The following is a 15,296-nucleotide window of genomic DNA, read 5'->3' as shown; positions in this document are numbered from 1 at the left end:
TTGACAGGGCTTTCAACTTGAGATACAATATATTTGAAAAGAGTATATATAAAATTTTTATATAATATAAAGGAGGTTTTCCATGTACTTCCCAACATCCTCTGCCTTGATTGAGTTTCTCATCTTGGCTGTACTGGAGCAGGGGGATTCTTATGGTTATGAGATTAGCCAAACCATTAAACTCATCGCCAATATCAAAGAATCTACGCTCTATCCCATTCTCAAAAAATTGGAAGCCAGTGGCTTTCTGACCACCTACTCTAGAGAGTTTCAGGGGCGTATGCGCAAATACTATTCCTTGACCAATCGGGGCGTAGAGCAGCTCGTTACTCTAAAGGAAGAGTGGACGCTCTATACCGACACCGTCAACGGCATCATAGAAGGGAGTATCCGCCATGACAAGAACTGATTATCTGACTCAGTTAGAAACCTATCTCAATAAACTGCCTGAAGCTGACCGCATCGAAGCTATGGACTACTTTAAGGAACTATTTGACGATGCGGGTTCAGAGGGCGAAGAGGAACTCATTGCCAGTCTGGGAACTCCAAAAGAAGCTGCCCATGATGTCCTCTCTGATCTTCTCGATAAAAAAGTCAATGAAGCCCCTGCTCAAAAGAATGACCGTCAACTGCTACACATTGCCCTCCTGGCCCTGCTAGTAGCTCCTATCGGAATTCCGGTCGGAATCGGCATCCTCATGGCCATCATCGGTATTATTATCGCAGCCGTCTCCGTCATTTTAGCCTTCTTTACCGTCTCTGTAACGGGTATCCTGCTAGGTGGACTTTTTATCGTAGAGAGCTTTAGCGTCCTAGTCGAAGCCAAATCTGCCTTTATCTTGATTTTTGGGGCTGGTTTGCTTTCCATTGGTGCTTCTTCTCTTGTTCTACTAGGCATCTCCTATGTAGCTCGTTTCTTTGGCCTCCTAATCGTCCGCTTGGCACAATGGATTCTTAAAAAAGGAAAGAGAGGTGATAGACATGCGTAAATTGACAAAAGGATTTCTCATTTTTGGTGTGGTTTCTACAATCCTTGGTTTTATCATGATCATTGTAGGCGCCCAGTCCAATGGTATTCAAAGTTTGCTTGCCATGTCAAAAGACCCCGTCTATGACAATCGTATCGAAGAAGTGACCTTTGGAAATGAAGTGGAAAAACTTGATTTGACCCTTGAAGAACACAGCCTAACCATCACAGAGTCTGTAGATGACAAGATCCATATCACCTATCATCCTTCCGTGTCTGGTCGTCACGATCTAACTACTGGCATGAGTGACAAAACACTGAGCGTCACTGACAAACAAGCCTCCCAACATCGTTTTCTCGGTTCAGGAATCGAAGGCTTACTTCGTATTGCCAGCAGTTATTCTAACCGTTTTGACGAAGTCATTCTCTCCCTCCCCAAAGGAAGAAGGCTACAAGCTATCACCGTCTCAGCCAATCGTGGACAAACCAATATTCGTCAAGCCAATCTTGAAAATGCGACAATCAAAACAAAAGGCTATCTCTTAAGACTAACAGAAAGCTCTATCAAGAATAGTACACTAACGACACCTCATATCATCAATATCTTTGATACCGAATTTACAGATAGCCAGGTCAAGACCGAAGAGGAACACATCTATGCTGAGAATATCAAGGTCCACGGCAAGGTTGAGCTAGAGGCCCATTCCACTCTAAACCTCATTCTCTCCCAGAAAGAGACTGACCGTATCAATCTAGATCTTTCTTCTCAGCATGGTGGTATCTATCATAAACCCAAAGAAGAACATCGTGGACAAAAAGAGAATGAACTTGCCAACCCATACAAGACAGACAAAGCAGATGTCAAGGACCTGCTCATTGCAAAAGCCAACCAGGATATCTACCTACCTAAAGAAGAGCACTCTTCTCCATCTAGAAATCATTGACAAAAACGCTTTCATCTGCTAGTCTAAAGATAGAAAACGACCATAAAAAAGGAGGTTCCACCATGACACAAGAATGGTTTGAAAGTACCGATCTTGAGAAGAAATCACCTCAGACGAAGTCGGAAAACCAGCCCAACGAGCCAGAGACTTCGGAAATTGTAGAGACCGAACCACAAGCAAGCCCAGAAACTCCTATCTCACCTAAAGAGTTGGAAAGGCATGAGGAGGAAACTCCCGAAATAATCGGGGAAGCCCAAACCGAGGAAGAGGGAGAAGGGAAAGCTGAAGAGGAACACAAGCAAGAAAACCCTACAAAAGAGAAAAGTATCCTTAGCAAGGCTTTAGAAAGTCCCTATATCCCAGACATTGACCCCCGCAAAACTGCTCGATTCAAAGAAGAAATCGCACTATTTTGGTCTTGGCTGCTGGATGCTATCCAAGAACCAACTACCAGCAAGACTAGGGACCAAAAGCATCGTTATAGTGTCTTTGCCCTGCTCACCTTGCTGTCTTCGATTAGCCTTTTCTTTAGTATCTATCATATCAAGCACCTCTACTATGGCTATATGATTTCTATTGCTAATAGTTCTCCTAACCAGCTCCCACCTTTGGATTTCTTTGCTGGCCTTTCTATCTTGGTCGCTAGCGCTCTATTTTACTTTTCCATCATTTTGGGAGGCTTTACTGTCCGACGTGTGCTGGATCAGGAGAGTGACTTCACATTCCAAGAAGCTTGCGATCGTTACAGCAGACTCTTTGCTATCCCACTTGTCCTAATAGCTCTAGCAAGTTTCTTTGCACTCTTTGGTGGCTTACGATTTGCTGGCATCCTCACTCTTCTAAGCATGGCCATCTTTGCCCTTGCCAATCTCTTTGTGATTAGCAAGCCAAGTAAGACCAGTAGCCTCGACCCATTTTATCGTTTCCTGCTAGCTGTCTTACTTGATGGCGCCATTCTCTTACCCTTCTTCATTGCAGAGCTCGCGCTGACAGTTGACTACCTTCGCATCCTGACATTCTTTTAACCAAAATCCCTGCCATTTGTTAATGACAGGGATTTTTATGCTTACTCTTTTTTGAGCCGTGGCTACTTGACGGCTGCCAATTCTTCAAAGTCTTTTCCCAAAATGACTTGTACTTCTAGTTGATTGGCATCTAGTTGCTGGCAAAATTCTGTTGGTAGTGACTCTAGGAATCTTGCATAGTCCAAGCGAGCGATGGATTCGTAGTCTTCTGCTTTGGACCCATCACCAGAAATCGTCACTAGGTCAATCTCCCAAACAAGTTCCTTGCCTGCCAGCTGCTCCGTATAAGGAGCTGGTACAAAGGGTTCCTTTGGCAAAATCGTCTTGACTCCCTGGGCTAGGTGATAGATACCGTGCACCCTACCTTGAGCATCCGGGTAAAATTTTACACTGGCAAGGTAGGCATCAGAGCCTTGAACCTTCTTGACCAGCTCTTCAAAACGTGCCAATCCATTCTCAGCCAAAAAGCTCTCGAGGTATTCCTTGTTGAGATAGATAGGGGACAAGAGCCCTTGGCAGTATACTAGACGAGTCGCTTTATCAGCTAGATAATGCTGGATCGTTTCTCGGAAATAAGCTTCAAATTCAAACCCTTCTAGCCCTTCTACCACATGCCCCAACTTGCTCGATAGGGCTTTGAGGAGAGTCTCTACAATCTCCCAGTCCGCTCTGGTAAGGAAGTCTGGAATCACCACTTGATAGCCTTTTCGACTATCCGCATAGTTCACTTTGAAGAGAAATTGCGACTGACCTACAATCCCACACTCCATGTATTCGAGACGATTGAGGGGCTGACGGAGATAGACTGCATCATAACTATGCGACTCCAAGCCCTCCACCAAGGCCAAGATGGACTTGGCAGTCAAGACCTCCTGTTGTCCTAGAATGCTTTCTTTATTTGGGATAAAAAATGTTTTCGCCATAACTTGCCTCCTTTGAAATCGTTTACACATAGTATACCCTATTTTCCTGAAAGATACAGAAACAAATTTTAGATTTTTAGATAAAAAGCATAGAAAAACAGCCCCTAAAGGCTGTTTGCTTTATACTGTAGCGACTTGATCCAAGCTTTCACCGATAGCAGCTAAGCGCTCCACCACTTCTGCTTGTGTCAATTCATTTTCAGCAACATAGCGGTTGCGTGGGTGAACACGGCACTCGTGTGAGCATCCACGAAGGTACTTATCTTCATTTTCTTCTGATGTCAGGATACGACGGTTACAGAAGGGATTGCCACAATTGACATAGCGTTCACATGGTGTTCCATCAAACCAGTCTTTCCCTACGATGGTTGGGTTAACATGGTTGACATCAACTGCGATACGCTCGTCAAAGACATACATTTTCCCATCCCAAAGCTCACCTTGAACTTCTGGGTCTTTACCATAAGTTGCGATTCCTCCGTGCAATTGGCCAACATCTTTGTAGCCTTCACGCACCATCCAGCCTGAGAATTTCTCACAGCGAACCCCACCTGTACAGTAAACTACGACACGCTTGTCCATGAATTTTTCTTTATTATCACGAACCCATTGTGGCAACTCACGGAAGTTGCGGATGTCTGGACGGATAGCCCCACGGAAATGTCCTAGGTCGTACTCATAATCGTTACGTGTGTCAAGGACAACGGTATCTTCGTCAAGAAGGGCTTCTTTAAACTCTTTTGGAGACAAGTATGCACCTGTTGTCTCAAGTGGGTTGATGTCGTTGTCAAAGTCGTTGTCTTCCAAACCAAGGTGAACAATTTCTTTCTTGTAGCGAACAAACATCTTCTTGAAGGCTTGTTCATTTTCTTCGTCAATCTTGAACCAGAGGTCTTCCATTCCTGGGAGGCTGTGAACGTAGTCCATGTATTTTTGAGTTGTTTCGTAGTCACCTGAAACGGTTCCGTTGATTCCCTCGTCAGCGACTAGGATACGACCTTTAAGGCCGATTGATTTACAGAAAGCCAAGTGATCTGCTGCAAATTGCTCTGCATTTTCAATTGGAGTATAGAGGTAGTAAAGTAAGACACGAATATCTTTTGCCATAAGATTTGTTCTCTTTTCTATTCTTAAATTTTCAGAATTTTTCATTCAACTATACTAGTATACCCACTTGGGAAAACGAATGCAATTTATTTGACCGGAAATTGTAGAGGGAGGCTCATTCCTACATTTCATTAGCAGCCATAGCGAATAGCAGATAATTCTCTCAACTTTTTTATTTGCTCGGATTGATTTTCTGACAAAATCAACTTATTATCAATCAACACACGTGAGATGTCGACGTTCATTTGGCTCAGAATAAATGGAGTAGAGGTTCCATCATCCTCTAATCGTTTTTGATAAATCACTAACTGATTTTTCAAGGGAGTAAGTTGAGGCGCAGCCTTTATATCTTCCAATAGATAATCTATGATGGTCATAGCTTCACAACGCCGTTCACTTCCTCCTGCAAACCATTTTAATGGTGTCATTCTTATTTTCCTCCTGAAATACTTGATAAACTATAATTCTTACTCTTGTGCTAGTATTTTACCACACCCTATGTAAAAAAGTCAGCAAAAATGGTAGGGTCGCTACAATATTATTAATCACATGCACCGCATAGGATGGATAAATGCTCTTGGTATAGCGGGTCAAACCAGCAAAGATGATTCCAACTGTTGCAAAGACGAAGATATCTAACAGACTAGGAAAGTTTGAAAAATGAGGGAGAGCAAATAAAATGGACGGAAGAAGCAAATCAAGAGCAAATCTCGAATCTTTAAAAAAGGCGTGTTGCAGTAATCCTCTATAGACTAACTCTTCCATCAGTGGAATCAGAAAGAACAGGGCTATATAGATACCTAGCTCTGCAAAGTTAGTCCCACTATAACCAATCAATACAGCCCAACCTTCAGCAGTTGACTGGACATGTTTAGCTGTCTGAACGTTAAAAGAGATCTGGAGCACTACCACTAATACTGTTAAAATCGAATACCAAAGCCATTTTTTTCTTGGAATGCGAAAAAGATAGCCGTGCCCTGTCTTAACCAGAATCCAAATCATGACTCCGCTAAATAGCAAACTCAAGATATTTTGAATCCAGAAGAAATTGCCAATCTGGGAAGAAAATTGCCAATAGTTTTGGACAATAAGCGTCAGCTGAGAAAGGCCAAATACGAAAAATAGGTAAGAGAAGACAGCACTCATTTTGAAAAGAAAGCGATATTTTTTCATAATAAATCCCCTATAGATGTATGTGTATCACATCGTATAAACCCTCAGAACCACTCTTTTCATGTTTACATCCTAAAAATCACTACCTCCCCTAGAAAACTAAGGAAGGCAGTGATCACATTTTTAGGAATTAGGAATGAATACACGAAATCAATCGATTTTATGATTTTTTGTTTTTCAAGAATTCGTCGTATTGTTTTTGCATTTCGTTCAATACTTTTTCGTAGGCACCTTCAGATTTCAATTTTTCCATCAATTCTGGAATAGCTTTATCTGGGTCTACAGTACCAGTGTTGATAGCTGTATCGAATTGTTGCATTGTGTTAGAAATTGCTGAGATTTCAGATTTCACATTGTCAGTGTTAAAGATGAATCCAAGTGCTGGAGATTCTTTAGCTTCTGCCAATTGTTTCTTAGAATCTTCGATTTGTTGGTCTGTAACGTTTTCGTTGATGTAAAGAATCCAGTTGTTACCAGTGTTCCATCCACCCATGTGAGTATTTCCTTTGTAGCCATCAAGGACGCGTACACGGTTTTCTTTACCTTCAATTTTTTCCCAGTTCTTGCCTTCTGGACCGTAAACAAGACCGTTCAAGAGTTCAGGGTTCGTGTTCAAGAGGTTCAACACTTCCATTGATTTTTCTTTGTTCTTAGAGTTGTTTGAGATAACAAAGTTGGCAACTTGTGTTGTTTGGTTTTTCTTGATAAAGTTAGTGATTGGTTTGATTTGGATGTCTTTGTTAGCAACACGTGAGAGCAAGCTGTTACCGTAGTCAGCTGGTCCTACTGTTTCTTCACGAACGAACCAAGTATCTTGTTGAAGGTCAAATGAAGTGTCGCTTGTTGCTACGTCTTTTGGAATGTATCCAGCTTCATAGAATTTGTGAAGAGTCTTCAAATGTTCTTTGAAACGAGGCACTTCGTAACGGTTTACGATCTTAGTAGTGTCTCCTTCAAGGTCAATAACAAATGGAAGTCCGTTTGGTACTGGGTAGTCAAAGTTATCAGATGGAATAAAGTTCTTCGTAACCGCAAATGGTACTACATCTGGAGCTTTTTCTTTGATTTGTTTCAAGACTGGCTCAAGTGTTTCGTATGAAGTGACACCTGAAATATCGATACCGTATTTAGCAAGAAGAGTTCCGTTGAAGGCAAAGTTTTGAGATGATGCAACGTTAGCTGCAACTGGTACTGCATAGATCTTACCGTTTACAGTGTTCCCTTTGATGTAAGCTGGGTCAAGTGCTTTGTAAAGCTCTGCTCCTTCTTTTTTATACAATTCAGTCAAGTCAGCATAAGCACCTTTTTGAGCATTTACGACATAGTTAGATGCAAATGCGATATCATAGTTTTCACCAGATGATGTGATAACAGACATTTTCTTATCATAGTCACCCCATCCAAGGTATTGGATATCCAATTTAGCACCGACTTTTTCTTCGATGATTTTGTTTGCATTTTCTAGCAATTCATCCAAGTTATCTGGTTTGTCACCGATTTGGTACATTTTGATTACAGGTTTTTCACCTGAAGTAGTATCTGCAGCTTTTTTGTTGTTACCTGTAAGGTTTCCACAAGCAGCAAGACTTGCAGCCAAAGCGACTACGCTAGCAGATGCAAAAGCATATTTTTTCCAGTTTTTCATGATAAAAACTCCTTTTTTTTATTTTTAAACTTATAAACGATTTAATAATTTGTAACTTCAGTCACTAAGATGAAGTTGGGAAGGGAGAAACGGTGTTTCTCAGTAAGTGCTATTCTTTCACACCACCGATTGTCAAACCTTTAACAAAGTAGCGTTGGAAGAATGGATACAGAATCGCGATTGGAAGGGTTGCAACAACAACCATGGCCATACGACCTGTTTCTTTCGGTAGAGCGACTCCCAGTTGACCAGATAGGCCGACTGCTTTTGCAATGTAGTCCATATTTTGTTGGATTTGCATGAGCAAATATTGCAATGGATACAAGTTATCACTCTTGATGTAAAGAAGGGCGTTGAACCAGTCGTTCCAGAAACCAAGAGCTGTCAAAAGCGTGATGGTTGCGATACCTGGAAGTGACAAGGGCAAACAGATCTGGAAGAAGATCCGAGCTTCACTGGCACCATCGATACGAGCAGATTCGAGAATGGCTTCTGGAATGGTCTTCTTGAAGAAGGAACGCATCAAGATGATGTTGAATGGTGAGAGGAGCATTGGAACAATCAAGGCCCAAACGGTATCACCCAGTTGAAGCAGGCGAGTAACCACGATATAGCCTGGTACCAAACCAGCATTGAACAACATACTAAGAAGAGCGAAGATCGTAAAGAATCTGCGGTACTTAAAGGTTGTACGTGAGATGGCGTAGGCATAAGTGGTTGTAATGAAGACGTTGGTCACTGTTCCGACTACGGTTACAAAAACTGAGATAAAGAGCGCTTGGAGGATCTTATCTTTAAACTGAGCTAAGAACTGGAATCCATCTACACCAAACTTCGAAGGGAAAAAGCTATATCCATACTGGAGGATGCTCTTTTCGTCTGTCACCGAAATGATGATAACGAAGATAAAGGGCAAGATACAAGAAAGAGCGATCAAACCAGAGATGATACTAAAGAAGATATCTGCTTTCTTACTGAAGGAGTGAATGCCGACATTATCGATTTTTTCTTTTTTAATTTTCTTTTCTGCCATATTCTCCTCCTTTCTAGAACAAAGCTGAGTTTGGATCGACTCGTCTTGCAAGCAAGTTTGATAGGATAACCAGAATCAAACCGACAACGGATTGGTAAAGACCGGCTGCTGAAGCCATACCGATATCTGCTGTCTGAGTCAAACCATTAAAGACATATACATCCAAAACGTTGGTTACATTGTAAAGCTGACCAGCATTGTGTGGGATTTGATAGAAGAGACCAAAGTCTGCGCGGAAGATATTTCCGACTGCAAGGATGGTCAAGACTGTTACAAGTGGAGTCAACTGAGGAATAGTTACGTTGCGAATACGTTGCCACTTGCTAGCCCCGTCCACTGTTGCTGCTTCGTAGTAGGTTGGGTCAATTCCCATGATCGTCGCATAGTACATGACACTGCTATATCCAAAGCCTTTCCAAATACCTAGGAAAAGGAGAAGGTATGGCCAAATGCCTAAGTCAGCGTAGAAGTTGACTTCCTTCATGCCAATGGATGTTAGGAAATGGTTGAAGACCCCTTTGTCAATGTTTAGGAAGGCATCTGTAAAGAAACTTATGATAACCCATGACAGGAAGTAAGGGAACAACATAGACGTTTGGAAAATTTTAACCATTCTCTTAGAGCGAAGCTCGCTGAGGATGATGGCAATCCCTACTGATACAATCAAACCGATAAAGATAAAGCCGAGATTATAGAGAACGGTATTTCGAGTGATGATAAAGGCATCTTTTGAACTAAACAAGAATCTGAAATTATCTAACCCGACCCATTTACTATTCACAATACTATCTATGAAACCATTACTGGTCATATGGTAGTCTTTAAAGGCGACCACATTCCCAAATACTGGAATGTAAAAGAATAGAATCAACCAGAGTGCCCCTGGTAAAACCATCAAGAGAAAGATCCAGTTATCTCTCAAGGTCTTTGAAAACTTTTTCATAATTTCCTCCCTTTTTATTCCTAAAAACTGATTTCATCGAATTTTTAGGTTTGATAACGATTACATTATTAGTATACTCCTATTTGAAGGTCAGGTTAAACTACTAATTATAGAAAAAACTCCACAAATTATTTTTTGTGGAGAAGTTTTTTATAAGAAATAGGTTTCACGAGAAACACTCTGCATACGAACTTTAACTGGTTTTGTTAATCGTCCACCATATTTGTGTAATGGATGTTTTAGTTAGTAAAAATCTTGATCGTAAATACTTTGTATCATGCTTCCTATGTTAGTATATGGCTCATGAATAATAGTTTTTTGAGATAAACCCTCCATTGAAGAAGTGTTCTCCATGGCTATTGACACAAGATCCTCTAATTGCATCAATAGTTCTTTATCATTTTTATGATTTCTTTCATATTGCTCGCAATCTAGATACTCTTCTAATTTTTTATACAATCTATCTTTTGTGTGAGATTCGTTAGGTTTTTCGAAGTGTGCTAACAACCATACTTCAAAACAACTATTTGAAAACCCGATATCAATATTGCTTGCTTTTGCTTCTTTTAAAACACCCTCTATTTCGTCATTTTCTAAACTATCTTTGTCAAAAATAATATAGACTCCTCCAAGATTTCTCTTTTCTGTCTTACTTAGAGTACTTATTTTTCCTAATGCGTGATTTAGAAGACATCGACCTTGTTTACTTGTGGGATGTATAGATACTTTTACGGTGGCTGTTCTGTTATACTTCTTGTTTAAAATTGAGAAATAATTTTTTTCCGTGTATCCTTCAGTGAACACATAAATAGATTTTCTCAGATTTTTACCTTTAGATTGCCTATCTCTTGCCATTTAAATCTCCTTAAATAGTTGATTCATTCCTTCAATATCGATATCTGGTAAAGCACCAAACTGCCCATTTAAGTAACGTTTAATGAAAGAAATATCACTTCTTGATACACCTTGTATATCATTAAAATCAAAAAGAGAGTATAAGTCTGTTTTTCCCAAGAAATCTTTTTCCGTCATATAAATTTGATCTACTCTTAAATTCGAATCTAATAAATTTAAATTATGTGTTGTAAAAATGAATTGATTCGTGTTTGACTCGGAATTAATTATGTTCAACAATGCATTTGTAAGAGATAAATGGAATGAATCATCAAATTCATCCATAACTATAACTCTATCTTCATGTAAACTATCCAACAATGTCAAAGCAACGGCCATCATTTTTTGAGTACCGGAAGATTCCATTTCATATGGAATCTTTTCTTTACCAACTACTCTCCCATTTTCATCATATTTTTTGTAAATAGAATATACTTCAAAAGTTGTAAATTGTTTTGATAACAAACTTTCGTCAAGATTTTCTATAGATAGTATTTTTTTAAACTCTTCAGGAATTGATTCTATCTTTTCAATAACCTCAATATCTAAAATATTAAAGTCAGCCAGATTTAATAGTTTAATGAATATATTTTTCTTAGCTGAATCGTCTTGGATTGACTTAAATGATCGTTTGCGAAAAGGTTCAAAAATTAAATTTGTATGGAACCATTTGAAAACAGCAACACATTCTGCATCATTCTTATCCTGTCCATCAAATAATAATAGTTTATTTTTCCTAACAGATTGCCGTATTTTTTTTAAGTTATTTGGAAGTATTTCTGAATCATTTGGAGAAGCGGTTCGTTTAAAGTATAATTCTTCTTCATTTTTTTGTGTAACAAAATAAAGTTCCTCTAAAGTCACTTCTTCTGAATTGTAACAAATATGATAGCGATAAACCTTTTTATTCTTAATTAAGCGAATTGAAAATTCAGTATCTTCATATTTGTTTTTATTATTTAAACGAAATGGCATATAGGGTAAAGAATCTTCAATGTCATCTGTAGGTTGTAGAACAATTTTGGCAAAGACCCTTAGTGCTGTAATTAGGTTGCTCTTCCCAGATCCATTGGAACCAAAAATATTTACATTTTTCAATAAAGATAGATTTTCCTTATTTATTATATGAGACTTAGCATGTCTTTTTAAATATTTGCCTTTTTCTAAAGATAAGACTGTGTTATTTTGGAAAGATAAAAAGTTTGTAATTTCGAAATCAACTAGCATAATCTACCTCCTTCTCCTTCTAATTATACAAGAAAAATTAAAATTTAACAACGTTTTTTCGTTATAAAATTTATTTTATATATAGTTTTGTAGTTAATTATTGAGGATAATCTGTTTTTTTAGCTAAACTAGCAAAACTTACTAGAATAAGTTTCATAGATGTATTATTTAAATGGTGCGAAAAAGCTTTCTGGGAAATACTTATTTTTCGGAAACTTAACATTGAGAAGTCTAGAGTTACGGTTTTTAGGTTTTGCTCCTTCAATACACCTCCTCCCTATACAAATTTGGATAGAACTTTTCATTATTTAAAATTCGACTTAGTATTTTAACACTAGATTTCAAATGAAATAATTCAGTTTTACTCATTTCATTTTCATAATTGTTCTCTATATTTTTACAATGACGCTTAATATGCCATAATGCTCGTTGAATATTTTTTCTTTTAAATTTTTCATGACTATATCATACTATAATCAATATCAAAATAGAATTTGTTTTCTCAACTGTTCAAAATTTAACCTAAACTGTGTTAATATATCTACGCTTTTAATTGAATAGCTTATTATTAATTAATTTTAACTGAAGTCTAAAATTAGATGTTTAAATAAAAAAAGCAAGACAGGGTGTTTTTTAAGTTGTATAAATCGTCGAAGCTGTCGCAATGGTGTGCCACTGGTTGGCTGTTGTGGCTGCAAAGTCCTTGTCTCCATAAAAATCGTTGAATGGAAGGATTTCGACTTCTAATTCTTCGATGCCTTCAATCTGACCTGCCAGATAAGCCTCGATGCGGTTTTCTGCTCGCTTGATCCTTTGTAAGAGTCCGCCCATACGGATATCAACCGTATCCAAACCAAAGACCTTGTTTTCTTTCAACCATTGGTGGCTAAAGAGTTTGTGGAAAGTTTCAATCTCACTTCTGAGTTTTGGTAATTCTTGTTGAGCAATCTCTTGCAGGCTTGCTTTATCGTTGGCTTGATAAGCTTGACGAATGCGTCGTCCCACATCGACTTTGCTACTTAAAATGGCATTCAACTGGGCCTGTGTTTCAAAGAGATAAGCGTAGGCGCCAGCTTTTCCTTTGATTTCAGAGAGAGTCTCCGCAGCATGCGCAAAGTGAGGTTTGTCTTGTTCAGGTGTCATGTGCCTATCAAGAATCGGACAGAGAACATCCTGATAAAAGACATAGCGGTTAGGATTGATCCCGCTGAGATTGTCTGGTAGATCTGGCAAGAGGTTGGCTAGGTCAATCTGCATAAAGTCCTCAACCGATAGACCCGTATTGGTCTTGAAGTGTGCAGACAAACGGTCTAGGTCATTGCAGTAGCTGAGTTCTGCCCAGATTTGCAAACTTGGTAGGATAGAAAACTGAGCTGTCTCACCGCCATTATCTCCCCAACCAGTCACGATGACTTCTTTGATCTGATTAGCACGACAGGCTTTATTAGCCTCAATAGCTACTAGACGGCTGAAATGGTTGTGTGGGGTAAAACCAATCCACTTCCAAGCACCACCTGCAAAGGCAATATCTTGGCTAATCTTGTGATGATTGCGGAAATTACGATTGTATTTTTCTTCGCTATCCTGGTAATAATCCCAGTAAACCAAGGTAACACGGTCTTTGAGACGATCTAGGTAGACACGAGTTTCCTCAGGAATTTCCACATCACGGTCGTACTGACCATCCGCTGACATGAGTTTAAAGAACATATCGCTCCACATCTGGCAGTGGAAACCATACTTATCGGCAATGTCCAGCACGCGCTCCAAGTGTTGACACATGAGGAGACTACGGTCCACAACACCGTTCAGAATGAGGTAACGACCTAAACCAACCAAGTGGGCTTCGTCCATCCCGATATTGACCTTGCGTGTTTGTAGTTTAGATAGTGTCGCAAACATGCCGTCAATTAGGTCATAAACTTTTTCTTCGCCAATGAGGAGGATATCTTCTACATCGCGGAGCTCCTGCACTTCTTTGACACCCCATTTGACGAAGGCCGACAAGTGAGCCAAGGTCTGGATGCAAGGCACAAAGGTCATGTCAAACTGCTGGGCATAGGCTTCGATTTCCTGTAACTCTTCAGCCGAATAGGCCCCACGGAAATAACCAAAGTAAGGTTGCCCTTCAATCTGGTAGGTGTCTTCCATGTAGAGCTCAAAGGTTGAGTAGCCCATGAGAGCCAAGACCTCAATCATCTGTTTGGCAGAAGCGACATTTAGCACTGCATTTCGGGAACAGTCAGCCATGTAGGCCAACTCTTCATAAGCCGCATGCTCATCAATCTCGACCTTGTCACCTTCTACTAGAGCTGTTGCTAATAAAGACAAGGCGCGGTATAGTTGGTGAGGTTTGTCATAAGTCAGGTGATACTGTCCACTTTCACCCTTGATAGAGATAGAGGCTTGATTAGACTGAGCGACTGCTACCTCTACATCTGGTAGGGAAATGTGCTTTTTAAGCAACTCTAATGCTTGCTCTTGTTTGGGACTAAATCCTGTAAAAATTACCATTGGTTTTCCTCCTGCAACCAGTTGACAAGGGCACCATAGAGATTGGCATCTGCATGATAGGTGCAAGCTTGGATAACTGGTGCGACCGTATATTCTTCGTAGGTTTCGACAAATTCATCGACAGCTTTTTTGACCCCTTGGATGAAGTCTGGATTTTGACTGATAGAGCCTCCCAGACTAATGACATCTGGATCGATCAGATACTGGATATTGAGCAAGCCTTGAGCCAGATTACGGTTCATGCGCTCAATAGCTTCTTGACAAAGAGCATTGCCAGCTGCGGCCTCTTGGTAAATCTTGCGTCCGTCCCAGTCAGTCTGACCAGATTTTTCAATCACGTATCGAACCATGTTCCCTGTAGAGGCTAGTAGCGACCAGTTGTTGAGCTTTTCTGCTGGTTCAATAGTTGTCATGTAGCCAAATTCTCCACCTAAGCCGTGGCGGCCTCGGTGAAGTTTGCCATTGATAATCATAGCCCCACCGATTCCTGTTCCAATCACGACACAGGCTGCGTTTTCAATCTCTGGGTGAGCTAGCAATTCACTCAGTCCAACACAGTTGGCATCATTTTCTAGATGGACAGGTAACTGATGATGAGCAAGAGCTTCATACCAAGAAAAGCCATGGATGTAAGGTACAGCACTGATTCCCTCAATCACACCTGTTTCTTGATTGACCGCACCTGGAACGCTCATGGCAATGCCCTTATAATCTTTCTCCGACAGACGTTGGTCTAGCCAAGCTAGTAGATCCTCCAAACTTTCTGGCGTTGGAGTACTTGTCTTATCTAGTATGTTTCCATCAGGAGTCAGACTGGCAAACTTAATCCCAGTCCCTCCGATATCAATGGTTGCAATGGTCATTGTTCTTTACCGTAAAAAGGGGCGAATCAGTAGTTAGT

Annotated in this window: 15 protein-coding genes; 4 read left to right on the top strand and 11 right to left on the bottom strand. The window is 40.0% G+C overall.

All coding sequences use genetic code 11. The features are described 5' to 3' along the window. Positions 1–82 precede the first annotated feature (82 nt). The 4 genes from HMPREF2885_RS00465 (at position 83) to HMPREF2885_RS00450 (ending at position 2,936) form a co-directional block, all read left to right on the top strand. Positions 83–409, top strand: coding sequence for a PadR family transcriptional regulator (locus HMPREF2885_RS00465; RefSeq protein ID WP_000273860.1), 327 nt, complete (start codon positions 83–85; stop codon positions 407–409). Next, positions 396–989, top strand: a complete 594-nt coding sequence (locus HMPREF2885_RS00460; RefSeq protein ID WP_049550174.1) for a DUF1700 domain-containing protein — start codon at positions 396–398, stop codon at positions 987–989. Before HMPREF2885_RS00465 ends, HMPREF2885_RS00460 begins: the two co-directional genes overlap by 14 nt. Further along, entirely contained in the window at positions 982–1,911 is a 930-nt protein-coding gene (locus HMPREF2885_RS00455; protein WP_070656851.1) for a DUF4097 family beta strand repeat-containing protein, read from the top strand. Before HMPREF2885_RS00460 ends, HMPREF2885_RS00455 begins: the two co-directional genes overlap by 8 nt. Positions 1,912–1,973: 62 nt before the next feature. After that, a complete protein-coding gene (locus HMPREF2885_RS00450; RefSeq protein WP_070656850.1) occupies positions 1,974–2,936 on the top strand; it encodes a DUF6574 domain-containing protein in 963 nt (320 codons plus the stop codon). Positions 2,937–2,998: 62 nt separating this feature from the next. On the opposite strand, the gene HMPREF2885_RS00445 is transcribed toward HMPREF2885_RS00450, so the two are convergent. The 11 genes from HMPREF2885_RS00445 to HMPREF2885_RS00395 all read right to left on the bottom strand — a co-directional run bounded on the left by HMPREF2885_RS00445 (position 2,999) and on the right by HMPREF2885_RS00395 (position 15,258). Further along, positions 2,999–3,859 carry a DUF4299 family protein gene (locus HMPREF2885_RS00445; protein ID WP_070656849.1) on the bottom strand — a complete coding sequence of 287 codons (861 nt, stop codon included), beginning with the start codon at positions 3,857–3,859 and terminating at the stop codon, positions 2,999–3,001. Between the two features lie 120 nt (positions 3,860–3,979). After that, a complete protein-coding gene (locus tag HMPREF2885_RS00440) occupies positions 3,980–4,966 on the bottom strand; it encodes an oxygen-dependent tRNA uridine(34) hydroxylase TrhO (RefSeq protein WP_001030010.1) in 987 nt (328 codons plus the stop codon). Positions 4,967–5,097: 131 nt separating this feature from the next. Next, complete coding sequence (locus HMPREF2885_RS00435) at positions 5,098–5,394, bottom strand: bacteriocin immunity protein (RefSeq protein WP_000188108.1); 297 nt, start codon at positions 5,392–5,394, stop codon at positions 5,098–5,100. 58 nt (positions 5,395–5,452) lie between these two features. Beyond that, the gene (locus tag HMPREF2885_RS00430; RefSeq protein ID WP_070656848.1) at positions 5,453–6,139 is read right to left on the bottom strand and encodes a CPBP family intramembrane glutamic endopeptidase; all 687 of its coding nucleotides are present in this window, start codon (positions 6,137–6,139) and stop codon (positions 5,453–5,455) included. 160 nt (positions 6,140–6,299) lie between these two features. Then, a complete protein-coding gene (locus tag HMPREF2885_RS00425; protein WP_000800429.1) occupies positions 6,300–7,784 on the bottom strand; it encodes an ABC transporter substrate-binding protein in 1,485 nt (494 codons plus the stop codon). A gap of 109 nt (positions 7,785–7,893) precedes the next feature. Next, positions 7,894–8,817 carry a carbohydrate ABC transporter permease gene (locus tag HMPREF2885_RS00420; RefSeq protein ID WP_000818344.1) on the bottom strand — a complete coding sequence of 308 codons (924 nt, stop codon included), beginning with the start codon at positions 8,815–8,817 and terminating at the stop codon, positions 7,894–7,896. Positions 8,818–8,830: 13 nt separating this feature from the next. Then, a complete protein-coding gene (locus HMPREF2885_RS00415; RefSeq protein WP_000714584.1) occupies positions 8,831–9,760 on the bottom strand; it encodes an ABC transporter permease in 930 nt (309 codons plus the stop codon). 243 nt (positions 9,761–10,003) lie between these two features. Further along, positions 10,004–10,615 carry an RloB family protein gene (locus HMPREF2885_RS00410; protein ID WP_070656847.1) on the bottom strand — a complete coding sequence of 204 codons (612 nt, stop codon included), beginning with the start codon at positions 10,613–10,615 and terminating at the stop codon, positions 10,004–10,006. After that, on the bottom strand, positions 10,616–11,881 hold the full coding sequence (locus tag HMPREF2885_RS00405) for an AAA family ATPase (protein WP_070656846.1): 1,266 nt from the start codon (positions 11,879–11,881) through the stop codon (positions 10,616–10,618). 633 nt (positions 11,882–12,514) lie between these two features. Further along, the gene (locus HMPREF2885_RS00400) at positions 12,515–14,395 is read right to left on the bottom strand and encodes a beta-N-acetylhexosaminidase (RefSeq protein WP_070656845.1); all 1,881 of its coding nucleotides are present in this window, start codon (positions 14,393–14,395) and stop codon (positions 12,515–12,517) included. Then, positions 14,389–15,258 carry an ROK family protein gene (locus HMPREF2885_RS00395; protein WP_070656844.1) on the bottom strand — a complete coding sequence of 290 codons (870 nt, stop codon included), beginning with the start codon at positions 15,256–15,258 and terminating at the stop codon, positions 14,389–14,391. The genes HMPREF2885_RS00400 and HMPREF2885_RS00395 overlap by 7 nt, the downstream gene beginning before the upstream one ends. Positions 15,259–15,296 lie beyond the last annotated feature (38 nt).

The sequence above is a fragment of the Streptococcus sp. HMSC062H02 genome, assembly GCF_001813005.1.
GTDB classification, from domain to species: Bacteria; Bacillota; Bacilli; order Lactobacillales; family Streptococcaceae; genus Streptococcus; species Streptococcus oralis_S.
The sequence above is the reverse complement of the archived record's forward strand: the minus strand, read 5'-3'. Positions and strand labels throughout refer to the sequence as shown.

Coding starts and splice junctions, on each gene's coding strand:
- HMPREF2885_RS00465 (WP_000273860.1), top strand. CDS start 83: ATGTACTTCCCAACATCCTCTGCCTTGATTGAGTTTCTCATCTTGGCT.
- HMPREF2885_RS00460 (WP_049550174.1), top strand. CDS start 396: ATGACAAGAACTGATTATCTGACTCAGTTAGAAACCTATCTCAATAAA.
- HMPREF2885_RS00455 (WP_070656851.1), top strand. CDS start 982: ATGCGTAAATTGACAAAAGGATTTCTCATTTTTGGTGTGGTTTCTACA.
- HMPREF2885_RS00450 (WP_070656850.1), top strand. CDS start 1,974: ATGACACAAGAATGGTTTGAAAGTACCGATCTTGAGAAGAAATCACCT.
- HMPREF2885_RS00445 (WP_070656849.1), bottom strand. CDS start 3,859: ATGGCGAAAACATTTTTTATCCCAAATAAAGAAAGCATTCTAGGACAA.
- HMPREF2885_RS00440 (WP_001030010.1), bottom strand. CDS start 4,966: ATGGCAAAAGATATTCGTGTCTTACTTTACTACCTCTATACTCCAATT.
- HMPREF2885_RS00435 (WP_000188108.1), bottom strand. CDS start 5,394: ATGACACCATTAAAATGGTTTGCAGGAGGAAGTGAACGGCGTTGTGAA.
- HMPREF2885_RS00430 (WP_070656848.1), bottom strand. CDS start 6,139: ATGAAAAAATATCGCTTTCTTTTCAAAATGAGTGCTGTCTTCTCTTAC.
- HMPREF2885_RS00425 (WP_000800429.1), bottom strand. CDS start 7,784: ATGAAAAACTGGAAAAAATATGCTTTTGCATCTGCTAGCGTAGTCGCT.
- HMPREF2885_RS00420 (WP_000818344.1), bottom strand. CDS start 8,817: ATGGCAGAAAAGAAAATTAAAAAAGAAAAAATCGATAATGTCGGCATT.
- HMPREF2885_RS00415 (WP_000714584.1), bottom strand. CDS start 9,760: ATGAAAAAGTTTTCAAAGACCTTGAGAGATAACTGGATCTTTCTCTTG.
- HMPREF2885_RS00410 (WP_070656847.1), bottom strand. CDS start 10,615: ATGGCAAGAGATAGGCAATCTAAAGGTAAAAATCTGAGAAAATCTATT.
- HMPREF2885_RS00405 (WP_070656846.1), bottom strand. CDS start 11,881: ATGCTAGTTGATTTCGAAATTACAAACTTTTTATCTTTCCAAAATAAC.
- HMPREF2885_RS00400 (WP_070656845.1), bottom strand. CDS start 14,395: ATGGTAATTTTTACAGGATTTAGTCCCAAACAAGAGCAAGCATTAGAG.
- HMPREF2885_RS00395 (WP_070656844.1), bottom strand. CDS start 15,258: ATGACCATTGCAACCATTGATATCGGAGGGACTGGGATTAAGTTTGCC.